This is a genomic window from Novosphingobium sp. HR1a, assembly GCF_015594425.1.
In the GTDB taxonomy this organism is placed as follows: domain Bacteria; phylum Pseudomonadota; class Alphaproteobacteria; order Sphingomonadales; family Sphingomonadaceae; genus Novosphingobium; species Novosphingobium resinovorum_A.
Genome location: NZ_JABXWS010000045.1, coordinates 142,777 through 158,906 on the forward strand (window position 1 = coordinate 142,777; position 16,130 = coordinate 158,906).

Below are 16,130 nucleotides of genomic sequence, written 5' to 3' on the forward strand. Positions count from 1 at the left end.
GAGCCGGGCGGGTCTTTTGGCAAGAGCGGACGCCTACGGCGCCCGCCCCATGTCCTGAGATCAGAACTTGGCGCCCAGCGCGACGAGCGCGTTGTGGCGGCTGAAATCGCTTTCGTAGTTCGAGTAACGGTACTCGGCCTTCACGAAAAGGCGGTCCGACAGGTCGTACTGAGCGCCTGCGCCGAGACGGAAGCCGTCGCCATTGGCGCCTTCACCGTAGCTGTCGACACCATCGGTGTAAGTCACGCGCAGACGGGCATTGGTGTAGCCGCCGAGCACGTAAATCTTGCTGCGCTCACCGACCTGGGTGCCGAGGCGCACGACAGCGGCGAGATCGCGGCCGGTCTTGATGCAGAGACGCTCGGCACCAGCCGACGCGCATTCCTTGGTGGTGCTGTCGGCGGCAGTGCCCTGGATGCCGACGAACAGGCCGTTCGACAGGGGAATGTCGTAGCCGGCGCTGATGCCGTAGGCGACGCCTTCGTCCGATTCGCCACCGACCGAGATCGAGTCGAGACCGGTTTCCACCTGCACGAAAGCCTGTGCCTGGGCGGCGGCCGGAACGGCGAACAGCGCGGCGGCAACGGCCACCGGGACGAACTTCTTCATGGTATGCTCCTGCAATATTCTTGTCGCACCCGCACCGTTACCGGCAGCAGGGAGGCGCCCCTTAGCGGGAGCGAAATTGCCGTCAAACCAAAGAGTTGTTTCTGGATTGTCATCAAAGCGTCACTGTTGCCGACAGGCAACAGCAAAGAATGTTGAGAAACGGTATTTTCAACCGTTTCCCGTCAATTCATTCGTTTGCCGTGATTTAAACGCGATATGCGAACGAAAACTTTTTACGTTCGTCTCCTTTATATCGCGAAGGCGCTTCCCATGGACTTTTTAAATTAATCCCAGTCCTTCGTGAAACTCCACCCGCGCTCCACGCAGCGAGGCGGTCAGCCCTTTACCCAGTCCGCCACCTGCCGCGCGACATCGTTCGCCGCCTGATTGAGCGCGACGCCGACCGGATTGGCCTTGGCCTCCACGCCGTTCACCACGGCCTCGAAGCGCTTCGTCTGCAGCGGGCCGCCGCCGCGCTCCGAGCGCACCGCATCGAAGCGTACCACGACGGCGCTGCGCTGCGCGTCATAGCCCATCTGCAGCAGGCGGCCGCCGATGAGCGTCTTGCCGGTGACCTCGAAGTCGCCGCCCTCGACCACCAGCTGGCCGGTGCGGGCGCGCAGTGTTTCCGCCAGCAGGGAGCGGAACTGGCGCGTCGGCTTTTCCACCCACAGCGCTTCCTTGAGATAGGCGACGCTGGATGCATTGACCGTCACCGGCACGCGCAACACGTCGAGGCCGCGATCGGCCTCCGGGTCGAGCACGACAATGGCGTCGCTGAGCGTCCCGGTGGTGGTGGTGCCTACAGGGGCGCTTTCCTGCGGGGTCAACTTCAACAGGTCGTCCGGCGGATCGCTGCCGAGGCTGACGCAGCCGGCGACGGAGAAAGCGGCGACAGCTGCGAGCAGCCCGCAAGCCAGCCTTTGCGTATAGTGGCGGTTCATCGCGATACCCCTCACGGCTTATAGTCGGGCAGTTTCTGCCCCTTGAGCAGCGCTCCGGCGCCCTGCTCGTCGATCTTCTCGGTCAGGCTGCGCAGCGCCTTGCTGGTGGCGCGCAGATCGCGGATCGCGCTCTCGGCGGCGGGCAGGGTCTGCTCGGACACCTGATCCAGGGCGGGTTGCGCGTGAGCCATCGTCTTGTCGAGCTGGTCCATCGACTTCTGCGCCGAAGCCAGCGTCTTGCGCAGCTGGTCGGCCAGCGAACTGCCCTCGTCGCCCAGCAGGTTGTCGGCCTTGTGCGCCACGCCTTCAAACGCGGCGAGGGTGCGCGTCGCCTGCTGCAGGGAGCCCTGCAGTTCGCTCATCGTCGCGCGCAGTTGCGGTGTCGCCTGCGACAGGTCCTTGGTCATCTTGTCGGTATTGGCGAGGATGCCGGTGATCGACTTGCGGTTTTCCGCGCTCATCAGCTGGTTGAGGTTCTCGGTCAGCGTGGCGAGGCGTTCCATCAGCAGCGGCGCGTTGGTCAGCAGTTCGCCGAAGCCGCCGCGCTTGGTCGGGATGACCGGCACGCCTTCCGGCCCGGGCTCGGTCAGCAGCGGCGCACCCTTGACGGCGCCTTCCAGCTGGATGTCGGAAACGCCGGTGAAGCTGCCCTGGATGGTCGCGGTGGTGCCGACGGTGATCGGCACCTTCTCATCGACCTTGACGCGCACGCGCACGAAGCTGGGGTCCTGCGGCCACAGCTCGATCTGCGTGACCTGGCCCGAAGGCACGCCCGCATAGCCGACCTCCGACCCCTTAGCCAAGCCGTCGACCGACTGCTTGAAGAAGATGTCGTATTCGTTCTGGGCGCCTTCGTTGAGCCGCGCGATCCAGATGACGAACGCCGCGAGCGCCGCCAGCAGGACGAGCGTGACGACTCCGACCCAGACGTGATTGGCTTTGGTTTCCATCGCCTGCGCCCCTATGCCTCCGACTTCTTGCTGTCCGTGTCGGACGGCGAACTAGCTTGAACCGCCTCGGCGGCTTCCTGTTCCGATTTCATGTGTTCCGGCAAAGCCTTTTCGGACATTGGCGGATCGTCCTTTGCGGCAAGCGCCGAGTCCTGCTTGGCGTCCAAGGCCGCGCGGCCACGCGGGCCGTTGAAGTATTCCTGTATCCACGGATGGTCTAGCGCCAGCAGTTCCGGGATCGTGCCCACCGCGATGACCTTCTTGTCCGCCAGCACCGCCACCCGGTCGCAGATCGCATAGAGCGTGTCGAGATCGTGGGTGATGAGGAAGACGGTAAGCCCCAGCGTTTCCTTCAGCTCGCGCGTCAGGCTGTCGAAGGCGGCAGCGCCGATCGGGTCGAGGCCCGCGGTCGGCTCGTCGAGGAACAGCAGTTCGGGGTCCAGCGCCAGCGCACGGGCAAGCCCGGCGCGCTTCTTCATGCCGCCCGAAAGCTCGCTCGGGAACTTGAACGCGGCGTTTTCCGGGAGCCCCGAAAGGCGCACCTTGAAGCGGGCGATCTCGGCCCGCAAGCTGTCGGTGATCTCGGGAAAGAACTGCTTGAGCGGGACTTCGACGTTCTCGCCCACGGTCAGGGTCGAGAACAGCGCGCCGCCCTGGAACAGCACACCCCAGCGCGAGCGCAAGTCGATATCCTCGTCCTCGGTCGCCTCGCCCATCTTGTGGCCGAGCACGGTGATGCTGCCCTCGGCCGGCTGCTGCAGCCCGATGATCGAGCGCATCAGCACCGACTTGCCGGTGCCCGAACCGCCGACGACGCCCAGGATCTCGCCCTTGCGGACCTTGAGGTCGAGGTCCTCGTGGATCACGTGCTCACCGAAGGCGCTGCGCAGCCCTTCGACGAGGATCGGGTATTCGCCCTGATAATCGTCCGAGAGGTCCGTCATGCCCAACCGATTTTCGTGAAGAAGATGGCGAAGAAGGCGTCGAGGACGATCACCGTGAAGATCGCGGTGACCACCGCCTGCGTCGTGCGCGCGCCGACTTCCTCGGCGTTGGCGGTCACCTGCATGCCTTGGTAGCAGCCCGCGAGCGCCACGATCAGGGCGAAGACCGGCGCCTTGATCAGGCCGATCCACACGTCGGTGATCGGCACCACTTCCTGCGTGCGCTGCAGGAAGGTCCAGAACGGAATGTCGAGCGCGAGGCCGCCGATGGTGGCACCGCCGATGATCGCGAGCACCGAGGAATAGAAGCCCAGCAGCGGCATCATCAGCATCGAGGCGAGCACGCGCGGCACCACCAGCGCCTGCACCGGCGAAACGCCGATGGTGCGCATCGCGTCCACTTCTTCGGTCAGCTTCATCGTGCCGATCTGCGCGGCGAAGGCCGATCCCGAACGACCCGCGACCATGATCGAGGTCATCAGGATGCCCAGTTCGCGCATCGACAGGCGGCCGGTCAGGTTGATCGTGTAGAATTCCGCGCCGAACTGCGCCAGCTGCACCGCGCCCTGCTGCGCGATGACGATGCCGATGAGGAAGCTCATCAGCCCGATGATCCACAGCGAGTTGATGCCCACGTACTGCATGTGGAACACCAGCGCCGTGCCGCGCAGCTTCGACGGGCGGCGGATCACCGCGCCGAAAGCGAGAATCAGTTCGCCCAGGAAGTCGAGCACCTTGACGATGCCCTGCCCCCAGTTCGCCATCAGATCGCCGAGTTCCTCCAACTGACGGGTGATGAAGGGTAGCTTGGGTTCCGGCTCCGCCTCATGCTCGTGCATGTTGCCGATGGCGGCGAAGAGGCGGCGCGCCTGCTCGTTTTCTCCGGTGATCTCCAGCCCGCGCTGGTTGGCGTAGTGCGTGACCAGCCAGGCGCCGGTGGTGTCGATGTCGGTGACGCCGGACATGTCCACGCGGGTGAAATTCCCGCTCAGGCCATGCAGCTTGGCGTCGAGATTGCCCAGCGAATGGACGCAAAGCGGTCCCTTCAGCGCCAGGACATGGTCGGCGCCTTGGTCGTTTTCCGACAGGGTGAATTCAGCCCATTCCCGCATGTTCGCTCGCTTTGGGGGAAAAACCATGGACCGGCAAGATGTTCCATGGAGGCGACGAGATGTGTCAGTTCGATTTCTGCAAAGGGTTCGCACGCGAATGCGGCAATCGCGTGGCAATGCGACCTTGCGCCAAAACCGTCGCTTTGGCATGGCCCCCAGCCATGACCGAAATCGTTTCCGAACCCGCTCTCGACAAGACTTTCGACCCCGCCGGGATCGAGGCCAAGTGGTACGCCCACTGGGAGCAGAACAACCTGTTCCGCCCCGAGCGCCCCGATGCCGCGCCCTTCACCATCGTCAACCCGCCGCCGAACGTGACGGGCTCGCTGCACATCGGCCACGCGCTCGACAACACGCTGCAGGACGTGGTGATCCGTTACGAGCGCCTGCGCGGCAAGGATGCACTGTGGGTGGTCGGCACCGACCATGCGGGCATCGCCACCCAGATGGTGGTCGAGCGCCAGATGGAGCAGCGCCAGGACAAGCGCACCAACTACACGCGCGAGGCCTTCATCGAGAAGGTCTGGGAATGGAAGGCCGAGAGCGGCGGCACCATCACCGGCCAGCTGCGCCGCCTCGGCTGCTCGATGGACTGGAGCCGCGAGCAGTTCACCATGGACCCGCACTTCACCAAGGCCGTGGTCAAGGTCTTCGTCGACCTGCACAGGCAGGGCCTGATCTACCGCGACAAGCGGCTGGTGAACTGGGATCCCAAGCTCAAGACCGCGATCAGCGACCTCGAGGTCGAGACGCGCGAGATCCAGGGCCACTTCTGGCACTTCAACTATCCGCTCTCGGACGGCTCGGGCCATATCGAGGTCGCCACCACGCGCCCCGAGACGATGCTGGCCGACATGGCCGTCGCGGTGAACCCCGCCGACGAGCGCTACAAGCCGCTGCTGGAGCGCGGGGCCACCGTCACCCTGCCGATCACGGGCCGCGAGATTCCCATCGTCGCGGACGAGCACGCCGATCCGGAACTGGGCTCGGGCGCGGTGAAGATCACCCCGGGGCATGACTTCAACGACTTCGAAGTCGGCAAGCGCGCCGGGATCGAGGCGCGCGACATGCTCAACATGCTCGATGCCGAGGCGAAGGTCTGCCAGACAGCGGACGGCCTGATCCCGCACCACTTCATCGGGCTGGACCGCTTCGACGCCCGCGCCGCCGTGGTCGAGGCGATGAAGGAACTCGGCCTCCTGATCCCGCACGTCACCAAGGACAAGGAAGGCAACGCAGTCGAGCACGACGCCGAGCCGCGCACCATCGCTACGCCCTACGGCGACCGCGGCGGCGTGGTGATCGAGCCGTGGCTGACCGACCAGTGGTACGTCGATGCCGCCACCCTCGCCATCCCGCCGATGGAAGCGGTGCGCAACGGCTCGATCGAGATCGTCCCGAAGTCGTGGGAGAAGACCTTCTTCAACTGGATGGAGAACATCCAGCCGTGGTGCGTCAGCCGCCAGCTGTGGTGGGGACACCGCATCCCGGCTTGGTACTCCGAAGACGGCGAGATCTTCGTGGCCGAGACCGAGGAAGAGGCGCAGGCCCTCGCCGGTAACAAGGCGCTGACCCGCGACAACGACGTGCTCGATACGTGGTTCTCCTCGGCGCTGTGGCCATTCGCGACGCTGGGCTGGCCCGATCAGGATTCGGCGCTGCTCAAGAAGCACTACCCCAACGACCTGCTCGTTTCCGGCTTCGACATCCTGTTCTTCTGGGATGCGCGCATGGCGATGCAGGGCATCCACTTCATGAAGGAAGTGCCGTGGAAGCGGCTCTACCTCCATGGCCTCGTGCGCGCAGCCGACGGGCAGAAGATGTCCAAGTCCAAGGGCAACGTCGTCGATCCGCTGGGCCTCATCGACCAATACGGCGCCGACGCGCTGCGTTTCTTCATGACCGCCATGGAAAGCCAGGGCCGTGACGTGAAGATGGATGAAAAGCGCGTCGAGGGTTACCGCAACTTCGCCACCAAGCTGTGGAACGCCGCGCGCTTCTGCCAGTCCAACGGCATCGTCGGCAGCACTTCGGTCGCCGCGCCCAAGGCGACTTCGGCGGTCAACCGCTGGATCATCGGCGAAGTCGTCGAGACCGTCGCCGCGCTCGACAAGGCGATGGCTGACTTGCGCTTCGACGCGGCCGCAAACGCGATCTACCACTTCGTCTGGAACCAGTTCTGCGACTGGTACATCGAACTCATCAAGGGCTCGTTCGATGAGGAGACCAAGGCCGTCGCCGGCTGGGTGCTCGACCAGATTCTGGTGATGCTGCACCCCTTCATGCCCTTCGTCACCGAAGAGCTGTGGAGCAAGACCGGCACTCGCGAGGCCGAACTGATCGTCGCCGCATGGCCCGCGCCCGAGGCTGCGGTGGACGCCGAGGCCAAGGCCGAAGTCGAGTGGCTGATCGCTCTCGTCGGCAACTTGCGCGGCGCCAAGGCGGAACTGGGCATCTCGCCCGGCGCGCGCCTGACCGCCTACCTCGCCGACCCTTCGGCCGAGACGCGCGCCGTGATCGAGCGCAACCCGGCGGTGGTGGACCGCCTCGCCCGTCTCGACGGCATCCGCTTCGAGGCGGCCCCTGCGGGCGCGGCGATGCAGGTCGGCGCCGGGGATGCGATGCTGGCGATCCCGCTCGAAGGCGTGATCGACATCGCCGCCGAGAAGGCCCGTCTGGAAAAGGCGCATGCCGCCTCGATCAAGGAGCGGGATTCGCTGGGCAAGCGCCTCGACAACCCGGCCTTCGCGCAGAAGGCCAAGCCCGAGGCGGTCGAGAAGGCCCGCGCCGATCACGCCGCGCACTCGGCCGAGGCGGAGCGTCTGGCGGCGGCACTGGCGCGGCTGGGCTGAGGCCAGCCAAAAACCGCTCGTCCCCCTTGCTCGTCATTGCGAGCGTAGCGAAGCAATCCAGGGCAGCGCCACACTGCCTTGGATTGCTTCGGCCCTGCGGGCCTCGCAATGACGAAAGGTTGGAGATGGGCCTGGAAGGCTGCCTGCTCGGATCGCGGCCGGGTCGCTTTCCTACATAGCGCGCCTCTGACACGATGCGCCCATGTCGATGATCGCTCCGCACAAAGTGACACCCAAGGTTACACCTGCCCCGCACAAGGTGACACATTTTCGCCGCAAGGTGACAGGTTTCGCCTGTAAGGTGACACCTTCAGCCACAAGGTGACACCTTTTCCCTCTGGACCGTGTAAACCGTGTAAACCTGCGTCACCTTACGACACTGAAACCATGACCCTGACCCTAGCCACCACCACCCCCGGCCAGCCGGAAATCTTCGCCTCGCTGCAGGGCGAAGGCCCCTCGATGGGCCGACCGAGCACCTTCGTGCGCCTCTCGCGCTGCAACCTCGCGTGCCAGTGGTGCGACACCGCCTACACCTGGCGCTTCACCGGCGACAACCGCTTCCACCGCGACGACCTCGCCTTCGAGCGGCGCGAGAACCAGGTGACGATGGAGGAAGCCGACCTCGCGCAGGCCGTGGCTGACCTCGTGCCCGACCGCCTCGTCATCACCGGCGGCGAGCCGTTGCTGCAGGGCGCCGCGCTCGCCCGCATGGTCAAGGCGCTCGACGAAATCCGTCCCGGCATGCATGTCGAGGTCGAGACCAACTCCACCGTCGCCCCGCACCCCGCGCTCGACGCCCGGATCGACCAGTACAACGTCAGCCCCAAGCTGGCGCACAGCGGCAACCCCGATACCCTCGCGCTGCTGCCCGAACGCCTCGCCGCCTGGGCCGCCGAACCGCGCGCCTTCTTCAAGTTCGTGGTCGCCACCCGCGACGACCTCGACGAAGTCATGGCCCTGCAACAGACTTACGCCATCCCCGGCGCCCGCCTGTTCCTGATGCCCGAAGGCCGCTCCAGCGATGTCATCCGGGAACGGTCGGGCTGGCTGGCGGATTTCTGCTCGCAGCATGGCTTGCGGTTCACGGACCGCTTGCACATCCATCTTTGGGGCGACACGAGAGGCACATGAACGAAGCATCGCCCATCCCGCTGTGCGAGGACAGCTCGACCGCCGACACTCCGCAGGTCGAAGCGCCCGCGCGCCCGGCGATGCGCGGCGATCTCACCAAAGGCCCGATCCTGAAGACGCTGCTGTTCTTCTCGATCCCGATGCTGCTGTCCAACGTGCTGCAGACGCTGAACGGTTCGGTCAACGCGATCTGGGTGGGCCGCCTGCTGGGCGAGAGCGCGCTGGCGGCGACGGCCAACGCCAACATCGTGATGTTCCTCGTCTTCGCCGCCGTCTTCGGCTTCGGCATGGCGACGACGGTGCGCGTGGGCCAGCACTTCGGCGCGCGTGACATCGTCGCGGCGCGGCGCACGTTCGGCACCGGCGTCGGCTTCTGCATCCTGATCTCGATCGCGACCGGCGTGATCGGCTGGTTCGGTGCGGGAGCACTGCTCGACAAGCTCGGCACACCGGCCGCCAGCCGCGCCGATGCGCTCGCTTACCTGCAGGTGATCTTCGTGACGATCCCGCTGGCGAGCGTGAACATGATCGTCTCGATGGGCATGCGCGGCGTCGGCGATTCCAAGACGCCGCTCTACGCCATGATCCTGGCGGTGGTGCTGGACATCGTGTTCAACCCGCTGCTGATCATCGGTGTCGGCCCGCTGCCGACCTTGGGCGTCGCAGGGTCGGCCATCGCCACCGCCATCGCCAACACCGCAGGCATGGTGCTGCAGATCTGGGTGATCTACCGCAAGGACCTGCCGCTGCGCCTGCGCGGCCCCGAACGCGGCTATCTCACCCCGCGCGGAGAGGACCTTCGCTATGTGCTGGCCAAGGGTCTGCCGATGGGCGCGCAGATGCTGATCGTGTCCTCGGCAGGCCTCATCATGGTGAGCCTCGTCAACCGCGAGGGGCTGGACGCGGCGGCCGCCTACGGCGCTTCGCTGCAACTGTGGAACTACCTGCAGATGCCCGCCTTCGCGATCGGCTCGGCCGTCAGCGCGATGGTCGCGCAGTCGCTGGGCGCCGGGGACCATGGCCGCGTCAGCAAGGTGACGCTGACCGGCATGGGCACCAACCTCGTCATGTCGACCGCCGTGGCCGCGCTGATCGTCGGATTCGACCGACCGCTGCTGGCACTGTTCCTCGGCGGCCAGAGCCCCGCCCTGCCCATCGCCGAGCATATCCAGGTGGTCTGCACCGCCTCGTTCGTGATCGTGTCGATCACCATGATCCTGACCGGCACGATGCGCGCGTACGGCGCCGTGGTAGCGCCGCTGGTACTGCTGTTCCTCGGTCTCTATCCGGGGCGCCTCGGCTTCTATGCGCTGGCCCGCCCGTTCATCGGCAGCGAGGCGGTATGGTGGGCCTATCCGGTTGGGTCATCGCTGACGGTGATCCTGACGCTGGCCTACTACAGCACAGGCCGGTGGCGCAGGGCCTTCAAGGGTTGAGAATCTGACCCTTCGACAAGCTCAGGGTGAGCGGAAGTAGCGTAAACTTCCCAAATCCCCTCAGGCTGAGCTTGTCGAAGCCCCTGCGGTTCAAGCCGACCTCAACGCCCCTGCGCGCGCCAGCGCTGTACGGTGCGCAGGACCATCTCTTCCTCGCCGCCGCTGCGGTTCCACAGCTGCGTGAACGATGGGTCCGCCGAAGCCGGCCGCTTGCGCTCCTCGAGGTCGTCGAACGAAACGCGCATCGGGATCGCCACGCCCTCGCCGCAGACGATGCACTCGCGGTTGCGCAGCGCCGGGATCGAATCGAGGAACCCGCGTGCACCCTCGGGCATGGCGGCGCGCACGAAGGCTTGGTCGCGCTCGTTGTTCAGGCGCATCGAGATGATGGTGCCGCACTGCGACAGCACGCCCTCGGCCAGATCAGACGGCCGCTGCGTGATGAGGCCCAGCGAAATGCCGTACTTGCGCCCCTCCTTGGCGATGCGCGAGAGGATGCGGCCCACCGAGGAACCGTCGGCATTCCGCTCGTTCGGAACGTAGCGATGCGCTTCTTCGCAGACGAGCAGGATCGGCCGCGTTTCCTCCTCGCGCGCCCAGACGGCGAAGTCGAAGACCATGCGGCTGAGCACCGCGACGACGGTGGAGGTGATCTCCGTCGGCACGCCGGAGACGTCGATGATCGAGATCGGCCGCCCGCGCGACGGCAGGCGGAACAGCTTGGAAATGAAGTCCGCCATCACGTCGCCCACCAGCATGCCGGAGAACATGAACTGGTAGCGCGGGTCGGACTTCATCTCGTCCAGCTTGTTGCGGATGCGCAGGTACGGCGCGCTGGTATGACCCTTGTCGAGCTTGCCCATCGCGTTGTTCAGGATATTGCCGAGGTCCGACAGCAGGTAGGGAATCGGCGAATCCACCGTGATCTTGCCCATCTGCTCGGCCAGCCGATTCTTCGACCGCGCCTCCAGCAGCGCCTTGCCGAGGATCTCCGCGTCAAGCTGCCGCTCGTCCCCGCGAGAGGTCAGCAGGATTTCGCAGTGCTCCTCGAAGTTCATCAGCCAATAGGGCATCTGCAGGTTCGAGACGTCGAGGATCACGCCAGTATCGCGAAAAGCCGCCGCATACTCGCCGTGCGGATCGACCATGATGATGTGGCCTTCGGGCGCATGCTCGCAGATGCGGTGAAGGATCAGCGCGGCGCTGGTCGATTTGCCGGTGCCAGTCGAACCGAGCAGCGCGAAGTGCTTGCCCAGCAGCGCATCGACGTAAAGCCCCGCGCGAATGTCGCGGGTGGGATAGACATTGCCGACCTGGATCGCCGAGCGGCCGTCGCTGGCGTAGATCTGCCGCAGGTCGTCGCTGGTCGCCGGGTAGACCAGCGCGCCCGGGATCGGGAAGCGCGTGACGCCCCGCCGGAAGCCGTGGATGCGGCCGGTCTGGCGCTCCTCAAGACCCTCGCCGAGAAAATCGACTTCGGACATGACGCCCGCCACGCGGCCGTCCTGCTTCTGGTTGCGCACGCTGGCCAGCAGCCAGCCGGTGCCGACGCGAATCTTGACCTGGCTGCTCACCTGCCCGGACATCGCCACCGAGGGATCATCCGCAGCGGTGATCTCATTCAGGCGCTCGAGATCGAAGGCGATGCGGCTGCCCGCGCCGCTCACGTCGAGGACGACGCCGATCGGCTCGAGCCCATGCGCGACGGCCGGCTCCGCATCGGTCCGGGGGTCTTGAAATCTGTCGAGACCGTCGAGATGCATCCGCTTCGTCAACCCATCGCATTTGTATGGCAACCGATTGCGGTGGCTACCAGCGACGAGGTTAATTTCCGCCTAAAGACTGCATCGTATATCAGATCAGCGCGAAAAGACGCCCGGCCAGCCAGCCCATCGCCACCGAAACGAATACCGCCAGCAGGCCATAGGCGAAGCCGTAATCCTCCGCGAAATTGGCGATGGCGCGCTCGATGCCGAGCTTGCGCACTTCGACCTGGCTGCTCGCCGACGCGACTACCCTACCCTTGGAAATGGCGAAAGTTTCTGCGGTATAGATGCCCGTCGGCACGCGCGAGGGCAGTTCGATCCGCGCCTGGTAAAGCACCTGCTCCTTGACCGTGACGCCGCCCTCCTCCTCGCGGTAGAGCCCGATCCGGCGGTTGAGATCGACCAGCCCCGAGGAGAAACGCGCCTGTTCGTCCGGATCGATCGCGCCGATCGGCGACAGCTGCAGCCACTTGAGCCCAAGCTCATAGATCGCCGCCGTCTTGTCATCGACGATGTCGGCGATCGGCCGGCTCGAGGCGATGGCGTAGTAGCTCGGCGCGCTTCGCAGTTCGGTGCTGGCGGCGTTGATCCAGACGCCCGCGACCTTCTGCTTTTCGCGCAGGACGATTGACTGGGTCGGCCCCTTGAGCACGACGACGATGTCGTAGTCCTGCGCCGCGCGTGAACCTTCCGGCGTCAGCACCGCACCGAAGAGCAGCAGTTCGGTGCCGGTAAAGCCCTGTTGCAGATCGACTTCGTGCTGCGAGACTTCGGGTACGAGGATCGGGTCGCGCGCACCGGTCAGCGCGACGAGCGCCAGCAGTGCGAGCCACACCCTCACAGCGGCGCGACCGTATAGATCTCGTCAGGCCGATAGCCGAGGCCCAGCGCCATGCGCCCGGCGACCAGCAGCACGATGACGGCGAGGATAAGGCGCAGTTTCACCGGGCTGGCCTTCTGCGCGAACTGCGCGCCGACCTGAGCGCCCGACACCGAGCCCAGCAGCAGCAGCGAGGCCAGCACGATATCGACGGCGTGAGTCGTCAGCGCGTGCATCATCGTCGTCGCCATCGTCACGAAGAGGATTTGGAACAGCGAGGTGCCGACGACGACATTGGCGCTCATGCCGAGGATATAAAGCATCGCCGGGACCAGCACGAAGCCGCCGCCGATGCCCATCAGCATCGTCAGGATGCCGGTGCCGATCCCGAGCAACAGCGGCGCCAGCGGCGAGATGTAGAGGCCCGAGCGGTAGAATCGCCAGCGCATCGGCAGGCTGGTGACCATCGGGTGATGGCGGCGCTTCCTGGCGGCGATGGGAATCCCGGTCCGCTCGGCGCGGATCGACTGGATACTCTCCTTGGCCATCAAACCGCCGATCGAGCCGAGCAGCACGACGTAGAGGATGTTGATGACCGTATCGATCTGGCCCAACCGCTCGAGCAGGTTGAACAGCAGCGAGCCGAGCCCGGTGCCCATGATGCCGCCCGCTACCATGACCGCGCCCATCTGGTAGTCCACGCCGCCCCGCCGGGTATGCGCGAAGACGCCCGAGACGCTGGCTCCCGTGACCTGGCTCGCGGCCGAGGCAGCGGCGACAGTAGGCGGGATACCGTAGAAGATCATCAACGGCGTCGTCAGGAACCCGCCGCCCACGCCGAACATGCCCGAAAGCACGCCGGTCAGCGCCCCCAGCGCGACGATGATGAGGCCGTTGACCGAAAGGTTGGCGATGGGGAGGTAGACGTCCATTGCACCCACTCGCTACCGCAGCATGGCGTCGCGGAAAAGGCGCGTTTCAGAATCCTGCGGATAGCGTGAGGGCGGGGCCGGAGCCGGGCACGGCGTCACCCGCAAGGCGGAAGCGCCAGTCCACCGCGACCCGCCCATTGATGCCGCGCCCGAGCGGCATCGCAACCGAGGCGGTCGGTCCCGCATCGAGCCGCGCCGCGCCCTTCTGCGCTCCGCCCCAAAGCCCTCCACCGATCCGCACGTCCGCTGCCCGCACAGTCAGCAATCCCCGATCCGCGCGGAACTGACCGTCAGCGAACATTGTCGCGTAGCGCCCGGCGACATATCCTGCCTGCGCGTAGGCCTCTCCTCGGAAGCCGGCGAGCAGCGGGAATAGCGGCAATTCGGTGATCGCCATCGCTGCGCCCTGTACCCGGCGCTGCCCCATCTGGTCGGTCATCCGCCCCTCCAGCGCCGCGACGACAGGCAACGCAGTGATCGGCCGGGCCGACAAACCAACTGCCGCCGTGGTTTCTCGGATTTGCCCGGTCGTCGAGGTGCTGCGCAAGTAGACCGTCGGCCGATGCCTACTGGCCAATGCCAGCCGGTAGCGCAGCACTCCGCCCGCCTGACTAGCGCCGTAAGTCCCGGGAATCGCCCCAGGCGAAGCTGGAGCACCGGAACTGTCCCGTCGCATCAGCGCCCATGCGTCCATCGACCAGCGGCGCGGCCGCCAAGGCACGATCGGCAGCCCGGTCGGCTGAGGTGCGGCGACCGTCCCGGGCACGTCGGGTGCGTAGAAACGCGGCAAGGGCTGCAAGGCGCCAAAGTCCTCCCGCAAGTGCGGCACGATCGACGAAGCGGAAATGCCGGACGACACCGCAGGCGCGGCCGGCGCGGAATAGGTCGTGACATAACGCACCGCAGGCCGGCCAACGCCAAAATCGGGCGCAACGTCATAGGCTCTAGGCTCATCGCCGGCATAGCTCGGAAGGGACTGGAGCCCTAAGCCGACTTCACTACCCGCAACGACGGCTGGCGCGGCCTTTGAGACCAGCGGTTCCCATGTCGCAGCGCGCCCTCCAACCCAGCCCCCCAACAAGGCCAGCAGGGCCAGAAGTGGATGCCCGCGTGAAATCGCTCCGCCGCTCACGACGCAGCCAGCCTTGAACGGGTCGGCGCCAACTCAAGCAGCGTCGGGTGCCCGACGTGCTCGGTCTTCTCCCAACGTACGGGATTGCCCCTCAAGGTCATCACATAGCTGAAGAGCGCGCGGCGGCCCGCCAGAATGGCGATTGCGTTGGCAACGACGATACGCGGAATCGCGCCAAGCCCTTCGACCAGCCCGTATTCGCGTGCGGTGAAGAAGCACCGCAAGCCGCTTCGCCAGACGAAACTCACCAGGCAGATGGCCAACAGCGCCTGCAGCAAAGGCGAAAGCTCCGTGCCTTGTACGAGCCCTTCACGTTCGGCCAGTTTCAATGCCGCCTCGATCAGCAGCAACCCATAACCGCACGCGAGGATCAGGGCCGTGAGCGGGCCACGCCGGTCCCTAAGTGCCATCCACTGGTCGATAACTCCGCTGCCCCAACCAAGCCGGTCCCACCCCTGGAACGAAATCCCGTGAATCCACCGCGATTTCTGACGCACAGCGTCGGCGAGCTTTGACGGGAAGTAGGCCCGCGTCGCGACCAATCCGCCAGTCTCGTCACGAACCCTCAAGAAGCGCGAAGTTCCGCCTTCCCGCTGCACCAGCAGCCCGAGTTCATAGTCTTCGGTAAGGCACTCGGCCGCGAACGGGCCGCCGTCGCGACCGCGACGAAGCGCAATGCGCGCGATCATATCGCGCGAAAAGCCACACGCTACGCCTGCCGCCGGCATCGCTGCTCCCAGCGCATCGCGAACGACCATGGCCTTGCCGTGCGACTCGGCGAACTCATCGGCATAGTGCGCCGCGATCCATGGCGAGGCTGGCTGCAGTTCGGGGCGCACGGGAAGCTGCGCGAAGTCTGCCCGGCGCAGCGCCCGGTCGATCACGGCGAGTTCCGCCGGATGCACCATGTCCTCCGCGTCGTGGAGCACGACGGATCGATAGCGCCAGCCATAGCGAAGCTCGTCAGCGCAGAGCGCGGCGTAAATTCGATTGAGGCAATCCGCCTTGGTAGTCGGCCCTGGGCAGTCGCCTATCACCATACGAACCCGCAGGTCACCGCCTGCCGCAGCGGCGACCGCCGCGATCGTATCCGGATCGTTGCAATAGCAGCCGAGGTACAGTGTGAACTCGTCCTGCCGCCAATTGGCCAGCGCATGGCGAACCGTGTGCCCAATTACTTCTGCCTCCTGCCAGGCAGCGATCAACACGGCGGCGCGTCCGGAGAGCGGTGCGTTGGCTTCTGCCTGCGTGATGCGCGAATCCGGCGAGCGTCCCGTCAACCGAAGTCCGATCCACAACGCGTCGATCATGAATTCGTCCAAGGCGCCAAGGACAAGCCAGAATGCCACGAACAGCAGCAATTCCTGCTCGAACGCCTGCACATGGGCGACGATATCAATGAGCGCCTGCGATCCCCGCACTTCGTCCCCCGGCCACGGCCAGTGGTCGATCATCCCCTACGATCGACCACTGGGCGCAGATTATCGGCAGGGACGCTC

13 protein-coding genes are annotated in these 16,130 nt (G+C 65.7%); 3 read left to right on the top strand and 10 right to left on the bottom strand.

From position 1 onward, the window contains the following. Positions 1-60: 60 nt before the first annotated feature. From HWN72_RS11270 to HWN72_RS11290, 5 genes are all read right to left on the bottom strand, one after another. Positions 61-609 (bottom strand): outer membrane protein, encoded by a 549-nt coding sequence (locus tag HWN72_RS11270; RefSeq protein WP_036523667.1) that lies wholly within the window; start codon positions 607-609, stop codon positions 61-63. Between the two features lie 335 nt (positions 610-944). Continuing rightward, positions 945-1,553, bottom strand: coding sequence for an ABC-type transport auxiliary lipoprotein family protein (locus HWN72_RS11275; protein ID WP_211150317.1), 609 nt, complete (start codon positions 1,551-1,553; stop codon positions 945-947). 11 nt (positions 1,554-1,564) lie between these two features. Next, on the bottom strand, positions 1,565-2,503 hold the full coding sequence (locus HWN72_RS11280) for an MlaD family protein (protein ID WP_008832575.1): 939 nt from the start codon (positions 2,501-2,503) through the stop codon (positions 1,565-1,567). Positions 2,504-2,514: 11 nt separating this feature from the next. Then, the gene (locus HWN72_RS11285) at positions 2,515-3,447 is read right to left on the bottom strand and encodes an ABC transporter ATP-binding protein (protein WP_211150318.1); all 933 of its coding nucleotides are present in this window, start codon (positions 3,445-3,447) and stop codon (positions 2,515-2,517) included. Then, positions 3,444-4,559, bottom strand: a complete 1,116-nt coding sequence (locus tag HWN72_RS11290) for an MlaE family lipid ABC transporter permease subunit (protein WP_211150319.1) — start codon at positions 4,557-4,559, stop codon at positions 3,444-3,446. The genes HWN72_RS11285 and HWN72_RS11290 overlap by 4 nt, the downstream gene beginning before the upstream one ends. Positions 4,560-4,720: 161 nt before the next feature. On the opposite strand from HWN72_RS11290, the gene HWN72_RS11295 reads away from it, so the two are divergent. The 3 genes from HWN72_RS11295 to HWN72_RS11305 all read left to right on the top strand — a co-directional run bounded on the left by HWN72_RS11295 (position 4,721) and on the right by HWN72_RS11305 (position 9,981). Then, complete coding sequence (locus HWN72_RS11295; protein WP_211150320.1) at positions 4,721-7,411, top strand: valine--tRNA ligase; 2,691 nt, start codon at positions 4,721-4,723, stop codon at positions 7,409-7,411. 387 nt (positions 7,412-7,798) lie between these two features. After that, positions 7,799-8,545 carry a 7-carboxy-7-deazaguanine synthase QueE gene (locus HWN72_RS11300; RefSeq protein ID WP_069708089.1) on the top strand — a complete coding sequence of 249 codons (747 nt, stop codon included), beginning with the start codon at positions 7,799-7,801 and terminating at the stop codon, positions 8,543-8,545. Beyond that, positions 8,542-9,981, top strand: coding sequence for an MATE family efflux transporter (locus HWN72_RS11305; RefSeq protein WP_211150321.1), 1,440 nt, complete (start codon positions 8,542-8,544; stop codon positions 9,979-9,981). The genes HWN72_RS11300 and HWN72_RS11305 overlap by 4 nt, the downstream gene beginning before the upstream one ends. Positions 9,982-10,082: 101 nt before the next feature. Here HWN72_RS11305 and HWN72_RS11310 read toward each other — a convergent pair whose 3' ends face one another. The 5 genes from HWN72_RS11310 to HWN72_RS11330 all read right to left on the bottom strand — a co-directional run bounded on the left by HWN72_RS11310 (position 10,083) and on the right by HWN72_RS11330 (position 16,085). Then, positions 10,083-11,744 carry an ATP-binding protein gene (locus tag HWN72_RS11310; protein ID WP_211150322.1) on the bottom strand — a complete coding sequence of 554 codons (1,662 nt, stop codon included), beginning with the start codon at positions 11,742-11,744 and terminating at the stop codon, positions 10,083-10,085. Positions 11,745-11,835: 91 nt separating this feature from the next. Then, entirely contained in the window at positions 11,836-12,588 is a 753-nt protein-coding gene (locus HWN72_RS11315) for a TIGR02186 family protein (protein ID WP_008828323.1), read from the bottom strand. Further along, complete coding sequence (locus HWN72_RS11320; RefSeq protein ID WP_211150323.1) at positions 12,585-13,499, bottom strand: sulfite exporter TauE/SafE family protein; 915 nt, start codon at positions 13,497-13,499, stop codon at positions 12,585-12,587. Before HWN72_RS11320 ends, HWN72_RS11315 begins: the two co-directional genes overlap by 4 nt. 46 nt (positions 13,500-13,545) lie before the next feature. After that, complete coding sequence (locus tag HWN72_RS11325; RefSeq protein WP_248005942.1) at positions 13,546-14,400, bottom strand: hypothetical protein; 855 nt, start codon at positions 14,398-14,400, stop codon at positions 13,546-13,548. A gap of 227 nt (positions 14,401-14,627) precedes the next feature. After that, positions 14,628-16,085, bottom strand: a complete 1,458-nt coding sequence (locus tag HWN72_RS11330) for a glycosyl transferase family protein (RefSeq protein ID WP_008828326.1) — start codon at positions 16,083-16,085, stop codon at positions 14,628-14,630. Positions 16,086-16,130 lie beyond the last annotated feature (45 nt).